Source organism: Coleofasciculus sp. A1-SPW-01 (assembly GCF_040217205.1).
GTDB lineage: Bacteria > Cyanobacteriota > Cyanobacteriia > Cyanobacteriales > Coleofasciculaceae > Coleofasciculus > Coleofasciculus chthonoplastes_A.
The window spans coordinates 34,950-56,350 of the sequence record NZ_JAVJNP010000102.1; the positions used below are offsets into that span (position 1 = coordinate 34,950).

Here is a 21,401-nt window from a genome sequence, read left to right on the forward strand (position 1 = left end):
ACCATTAACTTTAATTTTGCCCACCTACTTATAAAGATTTTGCTCGCTTGACTAACCGAATAAACTCGGCTCGGTATCCATCTAAATCTGCCCCCTGAGATTGACTAGCAAGCTGTAAAACATGATCAAGATTACCATTCCCTTTATACTGAGACTCTCTCAATACCATACCAAATTCAGCAACAGATGCCGAGAATTTAAAATTATTCGAGGCTTGGGCTAAGGTTAATCCTTTATCCCCAACAGGTGCAGTAATCAGTTGAGAAGTGTCCTGATCCGGCTGCTTATATCGTAACTTCACCTGCATTAACTCATTCCCGGAAAATGTCATCGATTCATCGGTTTTCTGTTGAGAGTCTACAATATCAACATCCGATAACGAGACATCACTCTTCACGCCCACGGGAATAATTTCATAGAGGGCGGTAACAGAATGACCCGCACCTAACTCGCCCGCGTCTTTTTTATCATCCTGAAACGCTTCATTTTGCAGTCGCCGATTTTCATAACCGATTAGCCGATAGCCTTGAACTTTTTCCGGGTTAAATCCCACTTGAATTTTCACATCCTTGGCAATGGTGAGTAAGGTTCCACCGATTTCATTGACTAGGACTTTATTCGCTTCTAGGATATTGTCAATATATGCATAATTGCCATTGCCTTTATTCGCGATTTTTTCCATCTTGGCATCTTGGAGATTCCCTGTGCCAAATCCTAGCACGGTAAGGAAAATGTCTTGCTCTCGTTTCTCTTCAATCAGGTTAACCAATTGCTCATCGCTAGAGATACCGACATTAAAATCACCATCGGTGGCGAGAATCACGCGGTTATTACCGGATTCGATAAAATTATCTTGCGCTAATTTATACGCCAGCTTAATTCCCTGACCTCCAGCCGTTGATCCTCCAGCTTCGAGTTTATCAATTGCTGCTAATATGGTGTCTTTCTGATTCCCTGGTGTTGGCGGTAGCACTGTCCCCGCCGCCCCTGCATAGACCACAATACTAACCTTATCTTCGTCTCGCAATTGGTCAACGAGTAATCGGAATGCTTCTTTAAGTAAGGGGAGTTTATTGGCATCCGACATGGAACCGGAAACATCTAACAAAAAGACCAGATTACTGGGTGGTAAATTTTCTGTAGAAATGCTTTTTCCTTGTAAACCAATGTGAACTAATTTGTGTTTGGAATTCCAAGGTGCTTCGGCAACTTCTGTAGTGATAGAAAAAGGTTTATCTGCTTGAGGTTGGGGATAATCGTAAGTAAAATAATTGATTAATTCTTCAACTCGCACCGCATTGGGGGGTGGAAGTCGATTCTCATTGATAAAGCGCCGCACGTTACTATACGAAGCCGCATCAACATCAATGGAAAACGTAGAGAGGGGATTACTGCTAGTCTTTAAAAAGGGATTTTCTGGGATAGTGCTGTAGGTTTCGCGGTTAGATTCTTCGGGAACTTGACGATTAAGAGAGTTGGAACCGGGTGATGGCTGGGCTTGCGGCGCGAATTTAGTTGCTGGGGCGTTCTCTGCATCTGATTGAGTCTCTGGGAGGGAAGCTGCCTCGGGTGAGACTTTCATTGGAGCCTGTTCGCTAGGAGCTTCAGACGTATAGTTTCCTCCTTCTCCCCCTTCGCAAGCAACGGTAAGCGCTCCCAATACAGCAGCTAGTCCTAAAGTTGCGATCGCTCTATGTCTGGTTTTCATGATTTCCCCTTCAGACTGAGCCTCAGTCTGTTCTATACAAAAGTTTAACAACTAAACATTTTTGGCTGTTACCTCTTTGTTTTACTATTGAGGCTGGGAATTCGATCCCGTGGTTGCCAAAACTGTAACATAGATGATTAGTCCAGAAGATTCCGGGTTTCTTAGCGGCTTACAACCAAGATGACGAGTCTGGCTCTTTTTCGACACTTACCCTTAAATATTGATTCAAACAATCGTTTCTGGATGAATCAACGGGTAACCAGCCGCTTTAATCTTCTGATTGTTGATCCGTGCATTCAGAGCGCGAAAACTGGGTTTAGTAGCATCCCAAATAACTCTTTCTAAACCTTGGTTGTCGCAAACATAATCGCACAATTCTCGGCTAGTCCAGCGTAAATTATTCACCAGATTATAAATGCCATTGAGTCTATTTTGACAGGCAAAATCTACCGCTGTCACAATATCATCCAAATGAATCCAACAAGCAAAGCTTTCACCACTTCCAGGCAGAGTTTTCCCAGCCAGGCGGCTTAACCGTTTAATTAACTCTCTACCCGGACCATAAATTCCGCCCAATCGCAGGATACAAACGCTTAAGTCTTCAGGGGCTGAATTTAACAAAATCTGCTCGGCTTCATACAGCACTTGATTATATTCATTATCTGTATCTACCCCAGAAGTTTCATCAACCCAATCGCCATTCTTGTTGCCGTAGACTGAGCAGCTGCTGAGGTAAATTAACTGCTTAACCGTGGCAGTTTCCGTCAAGGCGGCGACTACGTTTTTCGCTGTGGGAATGTAGGTTTCCCGATAGACTTCTGCATCCACCTGACGAGTGCTGATTGGAGCAACACTTAGTAGACAGATATCCTGGTTTTGTACCAGAGAATGCACAGCTTTAGCATCGTTTCCTTGCATAATTACAACCTGATCAGCTACTTCCTCAAGTTCGGCAACGCGCTCTTCCCGCGTAGTCGTTACTTTGACGAAGTGACCCTGTTTTTGCCAATGGCAAGCTACAGCCGTTCCCGCGTAGCCACAACCGATAATTGCCATCTTCTTAAAAACATCGCCGCGCGGCTGCTCCGAGAAAAGAGACTCTGCACCCTGCGTTGCCATTTCATGAGTATCATTGCTAAGGATGGTTTTTCCATTAGTTGTGGTATTCATAGCTGCCTTTAAATTGATAAATTTACTAAAATCAATGTAACTATCCTCTTGTGTAATCGCAAATAGTTTAGATAATGGACGGCAATTTTGTGGTAGTGTGGAGCAAAATAAAACTCAAGTGTGCCAATCGACAAACAGGGAATAGAGATAGGCGATCGCTTCCCCAATCATAGTTCGTACTCCTTCGCTAGATTGCCACCACTGTTGCGGATCATACTCTTGAGGTTCAGCCGCAATCACACCAACTCGAACTTTTGGTTCCAATACAGCTTTAAATATAATCCAGCTTCGACGGGCATGAGGTCCCAACGAATAGAGATTAATCGATTTTACCTCTAATTCGGATGTCGATAACCATTCCCGTAGGGCGATGGCGCTAGCTTGAGTCCGATGTTTAATCACATTGGGAGCGGGAACAGCCACTAATTGTTCTGGGTTAAACCCCAAGGTGATAAATGTGGCGGCGGTGAGTTCGGCAAAATTATTGTATTCGGCTAAATAATATCCCTTGGTAACAGGTAAACCCGTGGTAATTAGGTAATTATAAGACCCGCGTTGGAAACGTGCGATCGCGTCTTTAATGGCGTAATCGGGTATCCAGCCTTCCACCACCATGACATCAGCCGCCACGGGAGAGTTAACCGCCAGGAATGGATAGATAGTGTTGAGGGTGAATAGCATGAGAGAAAGTATACAAATCAGTGTCACTATCCATCCCTGAATAGTCAGAGTCCAGTGGGTTTTGCGATGCACTAAGCGAATTTTGATTTTAGCAGTTAACCTTCTGAACGGCTGTAATTTTTTTTTACCATGTTAGATTTAACCACTTCCATTAGTTGTTAGATTACCAAATAACTTATCCCAGTGCCGTTCTTTTAAATTCATGATTTGTGTTCTTTCAATAGAGTTGCTTATTACCAACAACCATTCCCTCAATTCACCCTCCTTTAAGTTGCGCTATCATATCGGCGGGATTCCAGTAAGCACGAGTGCTTTGGATTTTACCCGCTTCATTCACCTCAAAAACGGTGATTCCTTCAAACGTTATAGTTTTGTCACTCTTACTGAGTCCCTGCATTGTCCACTTAACGGCGGCTTCATTCCCCGCTACAAAAATATGCTCGATTGTCGATTCCAGTTGTTTAAATACTCCCTGTAGCTGGGCAAAAAATTCCTGAAATCCTTCATGAACTTTTGTGGGAGGTTGTCCTACCGGATCATAACTAACGGCATCTTCGGCAAAGTCGTCTAGCCAACCGTCGGGATTCATCGCTGCCACTTTGGTAAAATAAGTCCTGACCAGTGCTTCAATCGATTTTGTTGACATTGTTTTATTCTCCATTGCTGAATACGTCTAGAGTAAAATTGGTATTATTGAAATACTGAGACTCAGGGATAATTGATAAAGTCAATTTTAATACACAATTATAGTTTTTATGGGTGGGTTACGGCGGATATCTCAATTAAGGGGTTATTTACCCAAATTCAACTTCCGCCTAACCCACCCTACAGATAATTAATATTGTCTTTATGAATGACTCTGAATTGAGTTGGTAACTCGTGGAGGTATTCACTCCCTAATTTTGATTGAGTTAACTCAACTATTCAGTTTCCACGAAAACGGTAACGGCGGCAACAGCAATTAGCATTTCGTCATTTTTATCATTGAGTTCAGGAATGGCTCGACCTTGAACCACCATTCCCCCGGATTTTATGGTGAGTGATTTTTGCCCAAAGGGTAACACGGCGAGAACCTCTTCCTGTCGCACTTGTTCCGGATAAGGTACGGCGACTTGCACCTCTACAATCATTTGATTGGGATCGCTCAAACCCGCAACTTCCCAGACACCGGGTAAGGCGTTGTGCGCGATCGCATTCCGCACAGCCCTAGATGCAGCTACAGTGGGTTCCTGTCCATGTTGGTCTACCCCCATACCCATTTCAATAATTAAGCGTTTGCGAGTCATAGTGCTTTCTTGATTACCTCAACGTTGAACCGCGATCGGATCTAACTTTAACAGTTGGCGCGTTTCATCGGCGGCTTCCTGCATCAACCTGGTTATCTCATTATTATCAACTCGTTGAGCAAGGGCGGTTCTGGTAATTAATTTACTCAGATATTTCTGTAAGATAAAAGAGGCTTGATCATACTGAGGAAGGGGAGGACGCAATATTGAATTTTTGACTGCCTCTTTCAAGGACGGTAAATAGGGATATTTAGCGGTAATTTCTGGGTCATCAAATAACGCTTCTCGACTGGGTAAATATCCTTTCTCTAAAATCAACTTTTTCTGAGCCGCTTGACTGGTAAAATATTGAATCGCTTTCCAGGCTTTATCTTGATGTTTTGAATTCTTCGCTATGCCTAAACCCCAACTCCCATTACAGGCACTTGGGCGTAAACTATTATTAGTTGAATTGCTTGAAAGATTCAAGACTTGTACACCGATATTAGCGGGATCAGTAAATTGGTTCCATACATAGGGCCACTGGCGCAGGAATATCGTATTCTGATCTTGGTTAAACGTTTCCAATGATTCCTGTTCGCTGTATAAGATAACTTCTGGCGACGAAATATTATCTCGAATGGTATTGAGTAAAAACTGGACAGCTTGTTCAGCCGCAGGTTGATCCAATCCCACCTCTAAACTTTCCGGCTTAATCCAGAATCCGCTATAGCTTTCTAATACCTCGACAAAGGTAGCCACCAATCCTTCATACCGCCATCCCTGCCATAAATAAACGCCTTGAGAGTTCCCTTGATTTTTCCAGTTTTTAGCAAGGGCTGTCAATTGTTGTAAGGTGGCAGGTGGCTGAGTATTCCCCAGTAAATTTTTGCGGTAGTAGAGGAGACCAATATCTGAACGCAAAGGCATCCGATAGAGCTTACCCTTATATTCTCCTGCATCAATCGCACTTGGTAAAAATCCTTCGTTTATGAGGGTATCTTTAGCCGTCCATTCATATAGATTAACCAGACACCCCTTGGCAGCAAACTCCGGCATCCAGATAATATCTGTATAGACTAAATCATAAAGTGAATTTCCCGCTTGACACTCGCGAACAAAATCCTCCTTCAGCCGATAGGTTATGTCACCTGCTAGGTTAGTTCTCGTTCTCAAATTAATCCGAATTTTGGGATATTGTTGGTGAAAATCCGTGATTAACGACTGCCAAGCCGAGGCTTCGTCTGCGGGGACAAATAAGGTTAAATGGGTGGGGGGCCAGGAGACATAGATGAGGACTAAGAGTAAAACTTGGATAACGGCAACGAATACCCAGATGGAACGGGAATTAAGTCGTCGGATAAATTGCCCCAGTCTTTTCACAAGCTGCTTAGTTTTCATAAAACCCACCTACGACTAGAATGTCCGTGTGAACAGAACGGTTTGTGATCATGAATTAAGCAATAAGCTGTTAGGGATTTAAATTGAAAATGGGTAGCGAATCAGATGCTCAATGCAGTGAGCAAGATGCTCACACTACAACAATGATTTCATCATGATTAACATTAAGGTTTAAATGCCAAACAGCTTAGATAACTCAAATAAATCCATTAATTTAAAACTAAAATCTATGCCATCAAACGACGTGAATCGTCAAAACTCACAACGGTTTATAAGACAAGGGATCATTTAGTCCCAGTTCAGCAAAAGCAGCAAGCCGTAAGCGACAAGAATCACAGACACCACAAGCCACCTCATCCCCAGCATAGCAAGACCAAGTTTCGTGCCAAGGCACTCCCAGTTTATTGCCTAACTCGATAATTTCTGTTTTTTTTAGCTGAATTAGCGGGGTGATAATTTGAATCGGTTCTCCCTCGCGCCCCTGTTTTGTGCCTAGGCGAAAGACTTCCTGCATGGCTTGGATATAATCAGGACGGCAATCGGGGTAACCGGAATAATCTAACGCATTAACACCCAGATAGATGGCTGTAGCCCCGATCGCTTCTGCGTAGGATAGCCCAAAACTGAGAAAAATGGTATTACGTGCGGGGACGTAAGTAATGGGAATACTCTGGGACATCTGCTGGAGCGATCGCGTCTGGGGCAAATCAAGGGTATCATCCGTTAAGGCTGAACCTCCCCACTGGCTTAAGTCAAAGCGTACCACCTGATGGTCTTTGACACCTGCACCTTTAGCAATTGCGATCGCGGATTCGAGTTCCCGTTGATGTCGCTGTTGATAATCAAAGGATATCGCATAACACTCATAGCCCTCTGCCTTAGCTTGATAGAGAACTGTAGACGAATCCAATCCACCGGACAATAAAACTACAGCTTTCGACATCTTTACCCCCGTCATCTGTTATTTGTCATTTGTCATTTGTGATAATTGAACGGTTAGGTGGGGGCAGGTTTAGTTATATCAGGGTGCAAAGCAAACGTTAGCGGTAAAACCCGCCCCTCCAGCTCCCCCAGCTTCCTCATCTCCCCCAGCTCCCCCAGCTTCCCCATCTCCCCCATCTCCCCCAGCTCCCCCTCTTCCCCTCTGCCCAAAATGGACAACCCAAAAACTGACACATTTACCTACACCTAAAGTAACCGTAAACCCACAATGAAAACAGAATAGCCGTCCGAAAGACTTCCGTTATCTGGCAAATTGGGGCAATCTTTGGAATTCTTCACATTTAAAGGTGCTGTGGTACTATCTGGATGGTTTAAGGCGGCTCAACATAAGTAAAGTGACTTAGTTCCCGTGGTGGAGGAGCATATAAGAGTGCAAGATAGCATGTATCAAAGACATCTGGATACTCATGTCCAACGTAGCCTGCCGCAGCCAATCCGAATTGGCGTGATTGGCGTTGGTAACATGGGACAGCATCATGCCCGCGTTTTGAGTCTTTTGAAAGACGTGGAAATGGTAGGCGTATCAGACATTAACGTAGAACGGGGTTTGGACACGGCAAGTAAATACCGTGTCCGCTTCTTTGAGGATTATCGCGATTTACTCCCTTATGTGGATGCGGTTTGTATTGCCGTACCCACCCGACTGCATTATGAAGTGGGAATGACCTGTTTGCGATCAGGGGTTCATGCCTTAATCGAAAAACCCATTGCTGCCAGTATCGCTGAGGCAGAATCCCTAGTCAACGCTGCTGCTGAGTATCAATGTATTCTGCAAGTGGGTCACATTGAACGGTTTAATCCTGCCTTTCAAGAACTTAGCAAAGTCTTGAAGACGGAGAAATTGCTGGCACTAGAGGCACATCGCATGAGTCCCTATTCCCACAGAGCCAATGATGTATCTGTGGTTCTGGATTTAATGATCCACGATATTGACCTGCTGATGGAATTAGCGGATGCGCCCGTGATCCAATTGACGGCTAGTGGTAGCCATGCCTCGGAGTCGGGGTATTTAGATTATGTCACGGCTAATTTAGTCTTTGCCAATGGCATTGTGGCAACGCTTACTTCAAGTAAAGTGACCCATCGTAAAATCCGTCGCATTGCTGCCCATTGTAAAAATTCCCTCACAGAAGCCGATTTTCTCAATAACGAAATTCTGATTCATCGGCAGACAACGGCAAATTGCCAGACGGATTATGGTCAGGTTCTCTATCGCCAGGATGGGTTAATTGAAAAGGTTTACACCAGTAATATCGAACCGCTTTACGCCGAGTTAGAACATTTTGTCAACTGCGTGCGGGGTGGCAATCAACCCTCTGTCGGCGGTGAACAGGCGCTGAAAGCCCTGCGTTTAGCCAGTTTGGTTGAACAGATGGCTTTGGATGGTCAAGTTTGGCATCATTTAGACCGAGAGACTCATGAATTCAAGTCTCCAATGATTGCGGTGTCTTAAGTGGAATGGTACTGAATTAAGGCTGGTGGGTTTCGACTTCGCTCAACCCGCTCGACTGCGCTCAACCCACCCTACTGTATAACAAGGGTTTCGGCGATTTCAAATAGCTTATTTTAGTGTCATTTGTCTGTGGTTTTGACTATTGACAAATGACGCTCAAGCGATCGCGCAATTACTTCACTCACCTGCTGATTACCCTGGGGACTTAAATGGATGTGATCCCGATACCAGGTTTCCGGGGTTGGCGCGTTGTTGAACAGGGGTAAACCGTCGATATAGGGAATTTGCTGGTCTTCGGTAAACCCTTTCAGGCGATTTCGGGCTTTGATTTCATAATCACGGGGTCCGGGTTCGCCAATTTCTCGTAATAGGGGGGTCATGACTAGCAGAAACTCCGCCCCTGCCTCCTGAGAGAGCCTGTAAGCGTGACCAATGGCATCTAAGTTAAACCCCACGCGATCGCCTTTTTCCGCCCGGACAGCCGCCATTTCGGGGGGAGATTCGTAGGGCAAAAAACGGTTCATTGCCTCAATCAGGGCTAACGGGGGTCGATGACTGGGGTAATTGCGATCGCGTCCCACGGGGATCGGGGTGGGGGCTGTGGCAAAGAGATCATCGGTATTAATCACCAAGACGACAGCTTGGGCGTTGAACGTGCCAAACTTTTGCAGATACGCCAATTCATTCCGAGGTCCCCAGGAGTTGGCGGAGGCGTTAAGAACTTCGATTTGCTCAAACGCATTCTGGGACTTGAACGGTGTCAATTGAGTGGCAAGCTGCGCTGAAAGGGTTTCGTCTTGGTCGGTCCACCAGCCGCCATTCACGATAGAATCACCTAGTAGTAAAACCCGCAGCGTAGAGGGCGATCGCTCGGCTGTAATCGCATCACTCCGCATGGAATAGGCGTTAATGGCAATCCGATTACCCATGCGAGTCGTTTTTTGGTTGGGGGCTAATAAATAGCCAATTTGCTCATCGGCTATATAAATTGGCGGTTTCCCCAAGCCAAAGAATAAACGCAAGCCAATTTCTACGATCACCACCAATCCCAGCAAGACTCCGAGAATGATTAATAACGCTTTCACCCAATCCTCTCCTTTGATGGACAATGACCACTATTCACCCTAATTTAGCCTGAGTAGGGTGTAGGGGTACGATATTATCCATCCGTGTCAACTACAGGCGAGAAAACCAATGCTGGCAAGGTTTTAAACCGTGTCTATCTACTCATCAACATTTCCCCCTCATCCCCTAACCCCTTCTCCCACTGTGGGGAGAAGGAGGATCGGATGCTCTTGCCCCCCTCTCCCGTGCAAAAAAAGCGAAGCATCCTTTAGTCTCCCCCTTTTTAAGGGGGACGGAAGGGGGATCGAAAAAGGGGGGAACGAGGGGGCTGACAGGTGTAGGTTTTTTATTTTATGGTTGGGACAAGACAAGGAGGACAAGGAAGGAAAGAAGACAAGGGGGAAAAACCGTACAGAATTAGGTTCGGTCAAACTAACTTCTAAAAGCCGAAACGCCCTATTTTTCGTTCAACGGTACTGTTGCCTGTTGCCTGTTGCCTGTTCCCTCGCCTCACCCCAACACTTATTCAGCAACCCCTAAATGAAATTGTGTGATCAAAACCGTCAAGGCAGGATATATTCAAGTTGGGAAATCCCTTCAATCAGAATAGGAGTGTGTAACAGGATATGTCAGACCTAAATCGTGGCATCATGAAGTTTAAGGGAGCAGATAGTCCTCTGGCGATCGTGATTTCGACGGTGTTAGTTCTGGGGGGTATTGCGTTCCTACTGTGGTGGGCATTACAGACGGCTTACAATGTGGGTTAATTGTTTAATCATTTGGCAGCAGGAGTAGGACAGGGATCACCTCAAGTCCTACTCTTGAGCGTCCCTCGTCATTCGTCCTACTCGCGCAAGCGAGAAGCAAGTGAGAAGCAAGCTATGTCCTTTGTAAGGGTTTGCGGCTTGTTTACACAACTTAGTACAGTGCTGTTTTATTTTGTCCGACGACTTAAAACTTTCTGCCTTCTACCTCGTGCCATTCCTCCTTCCCGATTTCTCCTAAGGGTTTGGTAAGATAGCCTTCGCCAAAATTTCGCCATTTTAGCATGATCGCCTTACCAATCCCGATTTATCTACTTTCGACGTCAGACATCGGTCCTCTTTTGGGCAATGTTTGGCTTGATATTGCCGTATTGATTGTGATGTTCGTGCTGTCGGGTATGTTTTCGGGTTCAGAGACAGCAATCACGGCATTAGATAATCTTAAACTGAGAGCGTTGATTAAAGACCAAGGTGATCCCAGTGGTATCTTTCGCCTGGTTTTAGAGAAGCGATCGCGCTTTATTACGACGCTGCTGGTGGGCAATAATTTAGTCAATAATTTTTCAGCAATTCTCACCAGTAATCTGTTTGCCTTGTGGCTGGGAAATGCTGGCTTAGGAATCGCTACAGCTATTGTCACGTTTATTGTCTTAATTTTTGGCGAAATTACCCCCAAATCTTTGGCAATTAATAATGTCTTGCCTGTGTTTCAGGCTGTGGTTCGCCCGATCTATTGGCTCTCGCGATTTTTATCCTTTTTTGGCATTATTTCTTTTTTGGAAACCATTGCCCAGGCAGCGATTCGCTTTTTTCAGGGGGGGATTGTCCAAGAGGGCGAATCGGTACGGGATCTGAAGTTAATGATTGAGGTGTTAGGGGGGAAAGGCATTCTTGATTTGGATAAGCATCAATTGTTGAGTAAAGCATTGATGTTAGATAATTTAAGCGCTCGTGATGTGGTGAAACCTCGAATTGAAATGCGGACAATTTCCCACGAGGAAACCTTGCAAAATTTAGTTAATTTTTGTTTAGAAACTGGATATTCTCGGATTCCGGTTCAGGAAGAATCCAAAGATGAAATTGTCGGCATCGTTCACCTGAAGAAAGCGCTTCAGTATTTAAGAGTCGCCCAACCAGAAGAAGGGGATATTTCAGTAACGGCGGCGATGGACCCACCGATTTATGTGCCAGAAACCAATCGAGTAGCGAATTTACTCAAGGATATGTTACGACAGCGTTTTCATATTGCCATCATCGTGGATGAATACGGCGGTACGGTGGGATTGGTGACATTAGAAGACATTTTAGAGGAACTGGTGGGTGAAATTTACGATGAGAGCGATCGCCTGGTTCCGAATCGTTCTAGAACCTAAGTTGTCAGTTGTCATTTGTCCTTGGTTATTCGTAAAGGGTTGAGGGCGATTTCGCTGACTTTTCACGGCATATAATGATTTTGACTGAACGTTTTTTCTAGTCAGATATGGTGTGTAAAGGTGTAGGGGCGGGTTTCACAACTAGCTCTTTGGTTGCATCCAGATGTGACTAAACCCGCCCCGATATTCAGGTTTTGTGATGTCCCGTGAAAAGTTAGGTTGAGGTTGCTTACTATCTTAAACGCGATCGCATCCCTAAAGATGTAGGGGCGGGTTTAGGGATTAAATGAGTAGACAAACCTCAAACTGAACAACAAAACCCGCCCTGTTATAGCAATCGCCATAGCGGTTAGGACGCATCATTTGGTAGGCACGCCGAAAAGTTAATGGCGCAAATCGTCATTTGTCATTTGTCCTTTTTAAGGGGAAAGAGATCTATTTACAGAACTGGTGGATAGAGCGTTTTCAAATCTTAGTGACTCGTCGCCGGAAATTCCATCGGACGCCAATTGCCGGAAAAGATGAAACTTGCCCAATAATAAGGATGCTGATACTTAGAATCCTTCAACATCTGCCGTTTGATTTGCTGTAGCGCTATTGAACGTCCTTCCGGATTAGTTTTTAAGCGTTGGTAATATTCAATCATCAGGTCTTTGGTGGCTAAATCATCCACCTTCCATAAACTAATTAGTTGACTTTCCGCCCCAGCAATCACAAAGGCTCGACGTAATCCATAAATTCCTTCTCCGGTAGTAATATCACCATTTCCTGTGTCACAGGCTGATAGGACAACTAATTGGGTTCCCCATAAATCTAGTCCTGTGGCTTCTAATGCGGTTAACACTCCATCTTCTCCACCACTTTGCCCTAACTTGACTCCCGCTAACACTAATCCTGACAGGAGTAAGGGATTTTCTGATAATATCTCTTTACTGGCGGAATCCTTTAAAACTGTTTCAAAGAAACCATGAGTGGCGATATGTAATACATGGGGACGATTGACTTGCTTAATCCTTCCCTCGGTGGCTTGTTTACCCAGGAACGGTTCAACATTGAATAATGAAGCAATTGCTTTAACTTCTTCGGCTGTACCGGGTAAATGTGGTAATCCCCATTCGGCTGGATTTAAGCCTCGAATCGCACGAGAACTCAGGGAGTTATCAGATGGCTGCATGGCGGTCATTTCGCCAGCAGTATCAAATAGTGGCGCACCCATTAGTATAGGTGGCTCGGAATCTTCCCATTCAGAAGACAATCGTAGTAAGTCTCGTCCCGAAGTTAGGTAAGTAAAGGAATAATTTTCGACAAGATAGCGGTTTTGTTCATCGACTAAGGCTTCAAAAGGAATCAGATTTAAACTCCCATCGGGTGAGAGTAAAATCGTTTTTGTCGAACCGAGACGTTCGCGCACAGGCTGCATGAGTTGCTGTTCAACCCGTCGGGCAGTTTGTTTTAATTGGTCAATGGGTGTTGTAGAATCTCGCAGGGCGAGACGAAAGGGATAAAGTGTGGATTCAATCTGCTCCACTTCACCCAAATCTATGGCTTGAACTTCTCCCTGAGCTGGCAAAATGTAAGCCGCATACCTGGGCTTACCCCAGCTCTCTTCCCTATTTTCTGATGGGGGATTGTATGGTTTATACTGTACCAATTCCACTAAGGCGGCGTTCTCTGGAATCAGGTTTTGAATAGCTTCAATCGTAATCGGTTGATTGGCTTGGCGAAACTCTTGATTGCGACGATAAAGCTGGTCTTCTAGGTTGTCCGCTTTGTCAGATAAACTGCTGAGTTGATTACGATAGTCTTGAGCAGAAAGGTTGGGGGGTTGGTGGTAGATAAGGTTTGCGAGTTGACTGCGAGTGGTTGATAATTCATCGAGTAAAGTCTGACTATCAGAATCCAGATTCCGGCGCAACAGTTGTTGATTGTTGGCAAAGAAATCCAAGATGCGACCTTTGCGGCGTAGGATAGTGGTTAAAGCTAGATGTGCGGCTTGTTTATTCTTTGGTAACTCGTTCAGGTGTAGCGAAATTGCAGCGTCTGTCGTTTGAGAAATCGTGGCGATATACTTTTGTTTATCTTGGTCTGAACCAGCAATTAGATTACGTTCCAGACCTTTTTCCTCAACCTCTAATCCCTGTTCCAGGAAGTTAAGAGCATCGGTGGTATTGTTCTGCGTCCAGTATAAAATAGCTAAATTATTCAGACTGCTAGCGACATCGGGATGCTCATTACCTAACAGCTTCTTGAACATCTGCAAAGCTTGTTGGTATAAAGGTTCAGCTTCTTTTAACCTTCCCTGTCTCTCGTATAAAATAGCTAAATTATTCAGACTGGTCGCCACATCGGGATGTTCATTACCCAACAGCTTCTTTCTCATCTGCAACGCCTGTTGGAATAAAGGTTCAGCTTCTTTTAACCTGCCCTGACTTGAGTAAAGAGAAGCTAAATTATTCAGACTGAAAGCCACGTATGGATGTTCATCGCCCAACAGCTTCTTTGTCATCTGCAACGCCTGCTGGTATAAAGGTTCGGCTTCTTTTAACCTTCCCTGACGAACGTAAAGAAGAGCTAAATTATTCAGACTGGTCGCCACATCGGGATGTTCATCACCCAACAGCTTCTTCCACATATCCAAAGCCTGTTGGTATAAAGGTTCGGCTTCCCCATACCTTCCCTGACTCTGGTATAGACCCGCTAAATTATTCAAACTGGTAGCCACAGATGGATGTTCATCGCCCAACAGCTTCTTTGTCATCTGCAACGCTTGTTGGTATAAAGGTTCGGCTTCCCCATACCTTCCCTGACTCTGGTATAGAAAAGCTAAATTATTCAAACTGGTAGCTACAGAGGGATGTTCATCACCCAACAGCTTCTTTTTCATCTGCAAAGCTTGTTGGTATAAAAGTTCGGCTTCCCCATACCTTCCCTGACTTTCGTAAAGAAGAGCTAAATTATTCAGACTGAAAGCCACGTATGGATGTTCATCGCCCAACAGCTTCTTCCACATATCCAAAGCCTGTTGGTATAAAAGTTCGGCTTCCCCATACCTTCCCTGACTTTCGTAAAGAAGAGCTAAATTATTCAGACTTTGTGCTACATCGGGATGTTCATCACCCAACAGCTTCTTTCTCATATGCAACGCCTGTTGATAGAGAGGTTCGGCTTCTGAATACCTTCCCTGACTTTTGTATAAAAAAGCTAAATTATTCAGACTGTCAGCTACGTCAAGATGTTCTTGTCCCAGTACCTGTTGACGAATTGCCAACGCTCTTTTTGCTAAGGGAATTGCTTCATCATACTTTCCTTGCTCATATAGTTCTATCACTTGCTGATTCAGTTGAGAGGCTTCTTCTAATTGAGCCTCCTCAACTGAACTTGTTTCCTCAGTTCTCGACCTTTGAGAGAGCCTTAATTCAGTTGCTTCTTGTCCCAGAACCCGGCTAGTTTCCCACCTTGTCGGCACAGGCGTAACCAGGAACATTCCGGTTACTCCCATTAAACTCACGACTTTTACCCACAACTTAACCACTGCACCTGTCCTCATGATACTGGGGAAATATTCCTAAACTTTTCTTCAAATTGACGGGCTTTTTCTGTATCACCTAACTCTTGATAAAGCCTTTGGCTCATCTCTAGCTGCTGTCGCCCTTCCTCTGGTTCACCTAAAATCACATTGATGAGTGACAAATTGCCTTGAATCACCGCTTGACTCTCTATATCTTCAGCTTGTTCAGCCAGTTCTAATCCCTTCAGGTAACGGTCTTTCGCTAAACGATTTAATCCGACCTGCTGGTAAACCTTACCCAAAAGCCGATAAATCGCAACTGATTCAATCTCATCCCTAATAGCGGCTTCTAACTGATTGATTGCCGCTCCTTTTAAATTATTACTCTGATATAAATCAGCCAAGGCGACAACTTCAGCAATTTCACCCAATTGTTTTTGCTGTAAATCCTCCCTGGCTAATAAGATTTCAGCTTTTTCTGACTCGGAGAGAACCGTAAATCCAAATACCCCTTCACTTAAAGAACTTTCACCCGATTCAGTTTTGACCACTAACCAATAATGAGAACCCGGTTGTAACGGGGTTTCACCTGAATACTTGATTGACGTTTCACGGGTAGAGATTGTCCAATATAATTGTGGTCCGACAACCTCAACTTGATAATCACTGACACCAGGAACCGCATTCCACTGTAAAGTAGGTCGAGTGTCTACTATTGATGTTTTTCTGGGAGCAATGATATAAGGAAATCCGGATTGATTACGCTCTCGACTATCTGCCGAGTCCAGATTTTCGGGTTCTGGATTGGGTGGTGTTCGACCACACCCTTGATGGACAATTGACTCCCGACCCTTGGGGACTTGCCACAGTTTGCGATTCCGACATAAAACTTGAGCCGATGCATTTGAGGATACTAACAATCGGTCATTACTATAGACGAATGTGCCAATAGATGCAGATTTATACTCCCGCCATCGGGAGCGCTTTATTTTTACTTGACCGAAAGGCTGCATCGCCACAATTAAATTTGAACCGCTGCTCACGGACTGTCCTGGACGGGAAAACACGAAGACCAGAACGAGGGCAATCATAAACGCGATTACTAATTTTCCGGTTAGTTTTCGCATAATTTATTCACCTTCTTAAGTTCTTGATGAGCTAAACTTAACCACCTATCCTCATCTAAATTAAACATAGAACCATATTGACAACAGGACTGCCATTGTTCAATCGCCTCTTCCCCTCGCTGCTGTTTTTGCAAGGATTGCGCCAATAAACAATGAGCTGACCCGCGATTGTCGATTTTTTCCAATCCCTCTGGAGTCTTAGCTAATTGAATCGCACCCCGAAGAATAGATTCGGCTTCTATTTCTCGCCCATCTTCAATAAACGCCCAGCCCAAATTTTTCAATAAATTATAGCGCACCCCCAACGGTTCCCCCTCTGCCTGTTCTAACCCTTTAAATAATAGAGGAATTGCCAACGCTGGCTTTTTATTCAAAATCTGCAATCGGGCAAGATTATTTTGTGCCTTAAGAAAACCGCCTTGAACAGCAAATAGATATTGCTTGCGAGCTTTATCAAATTCCTGTAGGTCTTCATAAACAACGCCTAAATTATAATGGGCTTTGAGATTATCAGGATTCAGAGATAAGGCTTGTTCATACTTAGCTTCAGCACTCGCCAAATCTCCGGCTCGATACTCATTGACTCCTTGTTGATTATAAAAATCAGCAAACAATGGCAATAAACCCCTAAACCCCACCAAAAATATAAACAGGAGTCCCGTTGATACCAATCGTGCTTCTTCGCGATAATAGAAGGGAACACGGAACTGATTCAGCAAATTATCAAACCCTGCTTGACCCGCTTTCGTTAACTCACTTTTAGCTTTGAGTAAGGTTAAAATACTGGGTAACGTTACCGCCGCTATCCCTGTAAATCCAGTTCCAGCACTGACAAACCGAGTCACAATATCTGCCAATAAACTCAGGTTTGCCGTCCATCCTATCACCGTCAACCCTTTCCACAGCCAATCCATACGGTCTTGCTTATGAGGTGGGGCTTCTGCGTCTAATCGCCACCACCAAGCTTCTACAGGAGGGTCTAAACTCGCCCGCCATTGGGTTAAGTCAATGGTGTTACAGATTCGTTCAGCTTGCTGTTTAAGAGTTGTATCTAACTCAACAATTTTTTGTCCAAAGTCCAGAACATCGCCCTGGTGCTTGATAGCGTTTTGGAGGGCATTTCTGGCTTTTAACACCGCTAAAACCTGTTCAAGGGATGGAGAACCCTGAACCTCTGTTAGCTTAGAGAGGGCTGTGTCATAGGATTGAATCGCCGTATATAGGTGAGAGGGTGTCATCGATAGCCTTCAAATGAGATAGCTAAAAGACGAGCCAAATTGACTGATTAAAGCCAAAGGACTCTCATTCTTGTAGTGCGTTAAGCGAAGCCATGCCGCAGGCTTTGCATCTTGCTCGCTACTAATACCCAATTTAAACAAGACTTACACTGGTACATTATATAGCAACCGCCATAGCGGTTAGGACACATCATTTATGTAGAGACGCGCCATGGCGCGTCTGGAACAATGGTGCCGAAAGTCCTAATCAATGTGTCTACTGCTATACAGCGCTTTGCGCTGTAATAAAGTACAATAAGTAGATCAAAGTCCCCCTTTTTAAGGGGGATTTAGGGGGATCGACAATGTACCGCATAGCAGAGCAAACTGCTGTATATGGTGGCAATGGTGCGTTACGCTACGCTAACGCACCCTACTGGCGTGGCACAGCTAAAATTGTGCAATAGATTTATCGTTAAATCGGGCGCACGCCGTGCGCCCCTACAATTCTAATTCACCATTTTAGGTGGGTCACCCCACTACGGTAAGCTATTCGGCATTTAAACCTTAATATCAATAATGGCGAAATCCTTGTAGTGCGTTAAGCGAAGCCATGCCGCAGGCTTTGCATCTTGCTCGCTACTAATACCCAATTTAAATGCATGACAGCTTATATCTGTTCTAGGGGCTTGGTTTCCAAGCCCCTACGGTTAAACGGCTGTTTCTTCTGACAACTGCACTTCTGGTTTCGGTAAATCTTGTGCGGGAATCGTTTCTACCCGTTGGGTCAAAAATGCCGCAATCACCATAAATACACCGCCAATCACTACTGCGAAAAGGCGATTATTATCCAGAAAGTTATCCATCACCCAACCAAACCCTAGGGATACGGCAATCTGAGGGAGGACAATAAAGAAGTTAAAAATGCCCATGAAAATGCCCGTGCGCTTGGGAGGTAAACCACCAATTAACATCGAATAGGGCAGAGTCAAAATACTTGCCCAAGCAATACCAACGCCTACCATCGATAGGAATAGCCAATATTGATTGTCAATCACCATGAGTGACATAAACCCTGCCCCCCCGCAGAGGAGACAAAAACTATGGGTGATTTGGCGATTGGTAATTTGTGCCATTCTCGGTAATAACCACGAGAGGCTATATGAGAGCGGGTTAAGCTGTCACGCATTTAACTTGGGTATTAGCAGCGAGCAAGATTTAATCATCTGTCAGTAATCGTTCCAACAAACTTGGTGCAACCCAAAAGCCCACTTCTCGCAACTGTTCAAAAGTTATCTCTAAATTTAGTAAGCCAGACCTAGCAGCATCTTTCAAAATACCCAAAAGTCCAATAATTCTTAATCCGCGTTTCAACGCAATTCGTCTTGCTGCTTTATCATCCAAAATAACCAGATTAGCTTTAAGTTCTTCTGCTAGTAAAATTGCCTCTCGTTCACCCGGATCAAGTTTTTCCAGTTCAATACCTTGAGAAGTTTTGAGTAGCTGTATCTGAAGCCAGTTGGGAGGATGAGTTATCCAACGTTTCACTACAGGAGGTGACTCAGACGCACTCAGTTCATCCGCAACAGTCTGAGGAATCGTGACAACATTGTACAGGACTGGTAATATTTCAATTTGGTTAATTAGCAACAAATAACAAATTGGAGAAGTGTCAGAGACAACAATCATTTAGATCTGAACTCCTTAAGAGTTTGAAGATCCTGTTCTAATTCAGATTCGTCATAGTTCAGATAAACTCCCATCCGCTTCAAAAAGGCGTGAGTTTCAAGACGAGATGGTAACTGGAGTATTTGACGCACTTCAGCCGTGTTTATTTTGCCACAGTGGTAAGCATCAGCAATAATAAATTCTAGCAGCCGACGGGAGAGACTCCCCTTTGTTTGGTCGAGTCGTTGGGCAATTTCATCAGGAATTTCAATGGTGATTTGCATATTCTATTTAGCTAATCGGTGTAAGTAGGTAGGGATAATTAAAGTTAATGGCGCAAATCGTCATTCGTCATTCGTCATTCGTCTTACTCGCCTTGCGAGATGCTGAGGAAGGGTACATTGTCCCTGATTCGGTGATGCGATGCTTTTGATTTATGTCTAGGTACTGAGCCAAATTGACTGACTCAAACCGATAGCCAGAAAACCGAAGAATTGACCCCTTTCTCAGTTAAATAATACCACCTTATCTATTGGTTAAGGTGCGTTACGCTACGCTAACGCACCCTACGGTATATCTGTTCTAGGGGCTTGGTTTCCAAGCCCCTACGGTTAAACGGCGGTTTCTTCTGACAACTGCACTTCTGGTTTCGGTAAATCTTGTGCGGGAATCGTTTCCACCCGTTGGGTCAAAAATGCGGCAATCACCATAAACACACCGCCAATCACTACGGCTAAGAGGCGATTATTATCCAGAAAGTTATCCATCACCCAACCAAACCCCAGGGATACGGCAATCTGAGGTAGGACAATAAAGAAGTTAAAAATGCCCATGAAAATACCTGTGCGCTTGGGAGGTAAACCGCCAATTAACATCGAATAGGGCAGAGTCAAAATACTTGCCCAAGCAATACCAACGCCTACCATCGCCAGGAATAGCCAATATTGATTGTCAATCACCATCAGCGACATAAACCCGGCACCCCCGCAGAGGAGACAAAAACTATGGGTGATTTGGCGATTAGTAATTTGTGCCATTCTCGGTAATAACAACGAGACGCCAAAACACACCGCATTATAGAAAGCAATGCAAATTCCTGCCCATTCAATCCCGTCGTTATAAAGTAATGATTGCTGGTTTGTCGCCCCAAAAATATTCCAGGCGACGGCGGGGGGAAAGTATAGGAAGAAACAGAACATTCCTAACCAGGTAAAGCATTGCACCCACGCTAATTGTTTCATCACCGGGGGTATCTCTTGCAGCGCGATCCAGGCTTCGCGGATACTATTAATTACACCGCCTTTTTTCTCTTGCTGTTTCTCAAAGGCTTCTAGATTTTTGGGTGGATATTCTTCTGTGGATAAAACTGTCCACAGTACCGTACCCAAGAAAAAGGCAGCACCAATATAAAAGGAGAGTTCCACGGTTAAGGGAATTGCCCCTTTATTGCTACTGAGGGAAGGAATATGAAAGATGTTATTTAAAATCCAGGGTAATGCTGACGCACTCACTGCGCCTAAGCCAATAAACAGACTCTGCATGGCAAATCCCATCGTCCGTTGGTTTCTCGGCACTAAATCCCCGACAAACGCCCGAAACGGTTCCATGCTAATGTTGACGGAGGTATCTAGAATCCAGAGTAATCCCGCTGCCATCCACAATGCCGATGAATGAGGCATGGCAATCAGCGCCAGGGTACTCAAAATCGCCCCAACTAAAAAATATGGTCGTCGCCTACCCAGAGATCCCCAGGTATTATCGCTCATATTGCCAATAATCGGCTGCACGATTAATCCCGTCAGGGGGGCGGCTAACCAGAGAATCGGGATTTGATGGGCATTGGCACCCAGATACTCGAAAATGGCGCTCATATTTGCCATTTGGAGTCCCCAGCCAAATTGAATGCCGAAGAATCCAACGCTCATATTCCAGAGCTGCCAAAAATTTAATGGTTGTTTTTTCATGACAAATCAGTTGTCTGACGACAATCGGCGATCGC

18 protein-coding genes are annotated in these 21,401 nt (G+C 44.6%); 3 read left to right on the forward strand and 15 right to left on the reverse strand.

Annotated elements, in window-relative coordinates; genetic code table 11:
• Positions 1 to 28 precede the first annotated feature (28 nt).
• The 7 genes from RH949_RS15330 to queC all read right to left on the reverse strand — a co-directional run bounded on the left by RH949_RS15330 (position 29) and on the right by queC (position 7,168).
• Entirely contained in the window at positions 29 to 1,708 is a 1,680-nt protein-coding gene (locus RH949_RS15330; protein ID WP_446354273.1) for a vWA domain-containing protein, read from the reverse strand.
• Between the two features lie 225 nt (positions 1,709 to 1,933).
• Positions 1,934 to 2,878: an SDR family oxidoreductase gene (locus tag RH949_RS15335; protein WP_446354275.1), complete on the reverse strand. Its 945-nt coding sequence runs from the start codon at positions 2,876 to 2,878 to the stop codon at positions 1,934 to 1,936.
• A gap of 114 nt (positions 2,879 to 2,992) precedes the next feature.
• The gene (locus RH949_RS15340; RefSeq protein ID WP_006103461.1) at positions 2,993 to 3,559 is read right to left on the reverse strand and encodes a hypothetical protein; all 567 of its coding nucleotides are present in this window, start codon (positions 3,557 to 3,559) and stop codon (positions 2,993 to 2,995) included.
• Positions 3,560 to 3,815: 256 nt separating this feature from the next.
• Entirely contained in the window at positions 3,816 to 4,205 is a 390-nt protein-coding gene (locus tag RH949_RS15345) for a nuclear transport factor 2 family protein (RefSeq protein WP_446354277.1), read from the reverse strand.
• Positions 4,206 to 4,479: 274 nt separating this feature from the next.
• Positions 4,480 to 4,845, reverse strand: a complete 366-nt coding sequence (locus RH949_RS15350) for a Lin0512 family protein (RefSeq protein ID WP_446354279.1) — start codon at positions 4,843 to 4,845, stop codon at positions 4,480 to 4,482.
• An 18-nt stretch (positions 4,846 to 4,863) separates the two neighbouring features.
• Positions 4,864 to 6,207: an extracellular solute-binding protein gene (locus RH949_RS15355; RefSeq protein ID WP_446354281.1), complete on the reverse strand. Its 1,344-nt coding sequence runs from the start codon at positions 6,205 to 6,207 to the stop codon at positions 4,864 to 4,866.
• Between the two features lie 277 nt (positions 6,208 to 6,484).
• Positions 6,485 to 7,168: a 7-cyano-7-deazaguanine synthase QueC gene (gene queC / locus RH949_RS15360; RefSeq protein ID WP_446354283.1), complete on the reverse strand. Its 684-nt coding sequence runs from the start codon at positions 7,166 to 7,168 to the stop codon at positions 6,485 to 6,487.
• 441 nt (positions 7,169 to 7,609) lie between these two features.
• On the opposite strand from queC, the gene RH949_RS15365 reads away from it, so the two are divergent.
• Entirely contained in the window at positions 7,610 to 8,680 is a 1,071-nt protein-coding gene (locus RH949_RS15365) for a Gfo/Idh/MocA family protein (RefSeq protein ID WP_006103470.1), read from the forward strand.
• A gap of 119 nt (positions 8,681 to 8,799) precedes the next feature.
• Here RH949_RS15365 and RH949_RS15370 read toward each other — a convergent pair whose 3' ends face one another.
• Positions 8,800 to 9,789, reverse strand: a complete 990-nt coding sequence (locus RH949_RS15370; RefSeq protein WP_006103389.1) for an SGNH/GDSL hydrolase family protein — start codon at positions 9,787 to 9,789, stop codon at positions 8,800 to 8,802.
• Between the two features lie 582 nt (positions 9,790 to 10,371).
• Between RH949_RS15370 and RH949_RS15375 the strand changes: the two genes are divergently transcribed.
• Together RH949_RS15375 and RH949_RS15380 are read left to right on the forward strand one after the other, a co-directional pair.
• Complete coding sequence (locus RH949_RS15375; RefSeq protein WP_044209156.1) at positions 10,372 to 10,512, forward strand: hypothetical protein; 141 nt, start codon at positions 10,372 to 10,374, stop codon at positions 10,510 to 10,512.
• A gap of 281 nt (positions 10,513 to 10,793) precedes the next feature.
• Entirely contained in the window at positions 10,794 to 11,882 is a 1,089-nt protein-coding gene (locus tag RH949_RS15380) for a hemolysin family protein (protein ID WP_006103495.1), read from the forward strand.
• Between the two features lie 472 nt (positions 11,883 to 12,354).
• Here RH949_RS15380 and RH949_RS15385 read toward each other — a convergent pair whose 3' ends face one another.
• The 7 genes from RH949_RS15385 to RH949_RS15415 all read right to left on the reverse strand — a co-directional run bounded on the left by RH949_RS15385 (position 12,355) and on the right by RH949_RS15415 (position 21,366).
• A complete protein-coding gene (locus RH949_RS15385) occupies positions 12,355 to 15,429 on the reverse strand; it encodes a tetratricopeptide repeat protein (protein ID WP_446354287.1) in 3,075 nt (1,024 codons plus the stop codon).
• Positions 15,426 to 16,517, reverse strand: coding sequence for a tetratricopeptide repeat protein (locus RH949_RS15390; protein WP_446354289.1), 1,092 nt, complete (start codon positions 16,515 to 16,517; stop codon positions 15,426 to 15,428). The genes RH949_RS15385 and RH949_RS15390 overlap by 4 nt, the downstream gene beginning before the upstream one ends.
• Positions 16,505 to 17,755, reverse strand: a complete 1,251-nt coding sequence (locus tag RH949_RS15395) for a tetratricopeptide repeat protein (RefSeq protein WP_446354291.1) — start codon at positions 17,753 to 17,755, stop codon at positions 16,505 to 16,507. Before RH949_RS15395 ends, RH949_RS15390 begins: the two co-directional genes overlap by 13 nt.
• Before the next feature lie 689 nt (positions 17,756 to 18,444).
• On the reverse strand, positions 18,445 to 18,870 hold the full coding sequence (locus tag RH949_RS15400; RefSeq protein WP_006103509.1) for a hypothetical protein: 426 nt from the start codon (positions 18,868 to 18,870) through the stop codon (positions 18,445 to 18,447).
• A gap of 82 nt (positions 18,871 to 18,952) precedes the next feature.
• Positions 18,953 to 19,423 carry a hypothetical protein gene (locus RH949_RS15405; RefSeq protein ID WP_006103499.1) on the reverse strand — a complete coding sequence of 157 codons (471 nt, stop codon included), beginning with the start codon at positions 19,421 to 19,423 and terminating at the stop codon, positions 18,953 to 18,955.
• The gene (locus RH949_RS15410; RefSeq protein ID WP_006103353.1) at positions 19,420 to 19,686 is read right to left on the reverse strand and encodes a UPF0175 family protein; all 267 of its coding nucleotides are present in this window, start codon (positions 19,684 to 19,686) and stop codon (positions 19,420 to 19,422) included. The genes RH949_RS15405 and RH949_RS15410 overlap by 4 nt, the downstream gene beginning before the upstream one ends.
• Positions 19,687 to 20,013: 327 nt before the next feature.
• Positions 20,014 to 21,366 (reverse strand): MFS transporter, encoded by a 1,353-nt coding sequence (locus tag RH949_RS15415; protein ID WP_006103397.1) that lies wholly within the window; start codon positions 21,364 to 21,366, stop codon positions 20,014 to 20,016.
• Between the last annotated feature and the right edge of the window lie 35 nt (positions 21,367 to 21,401).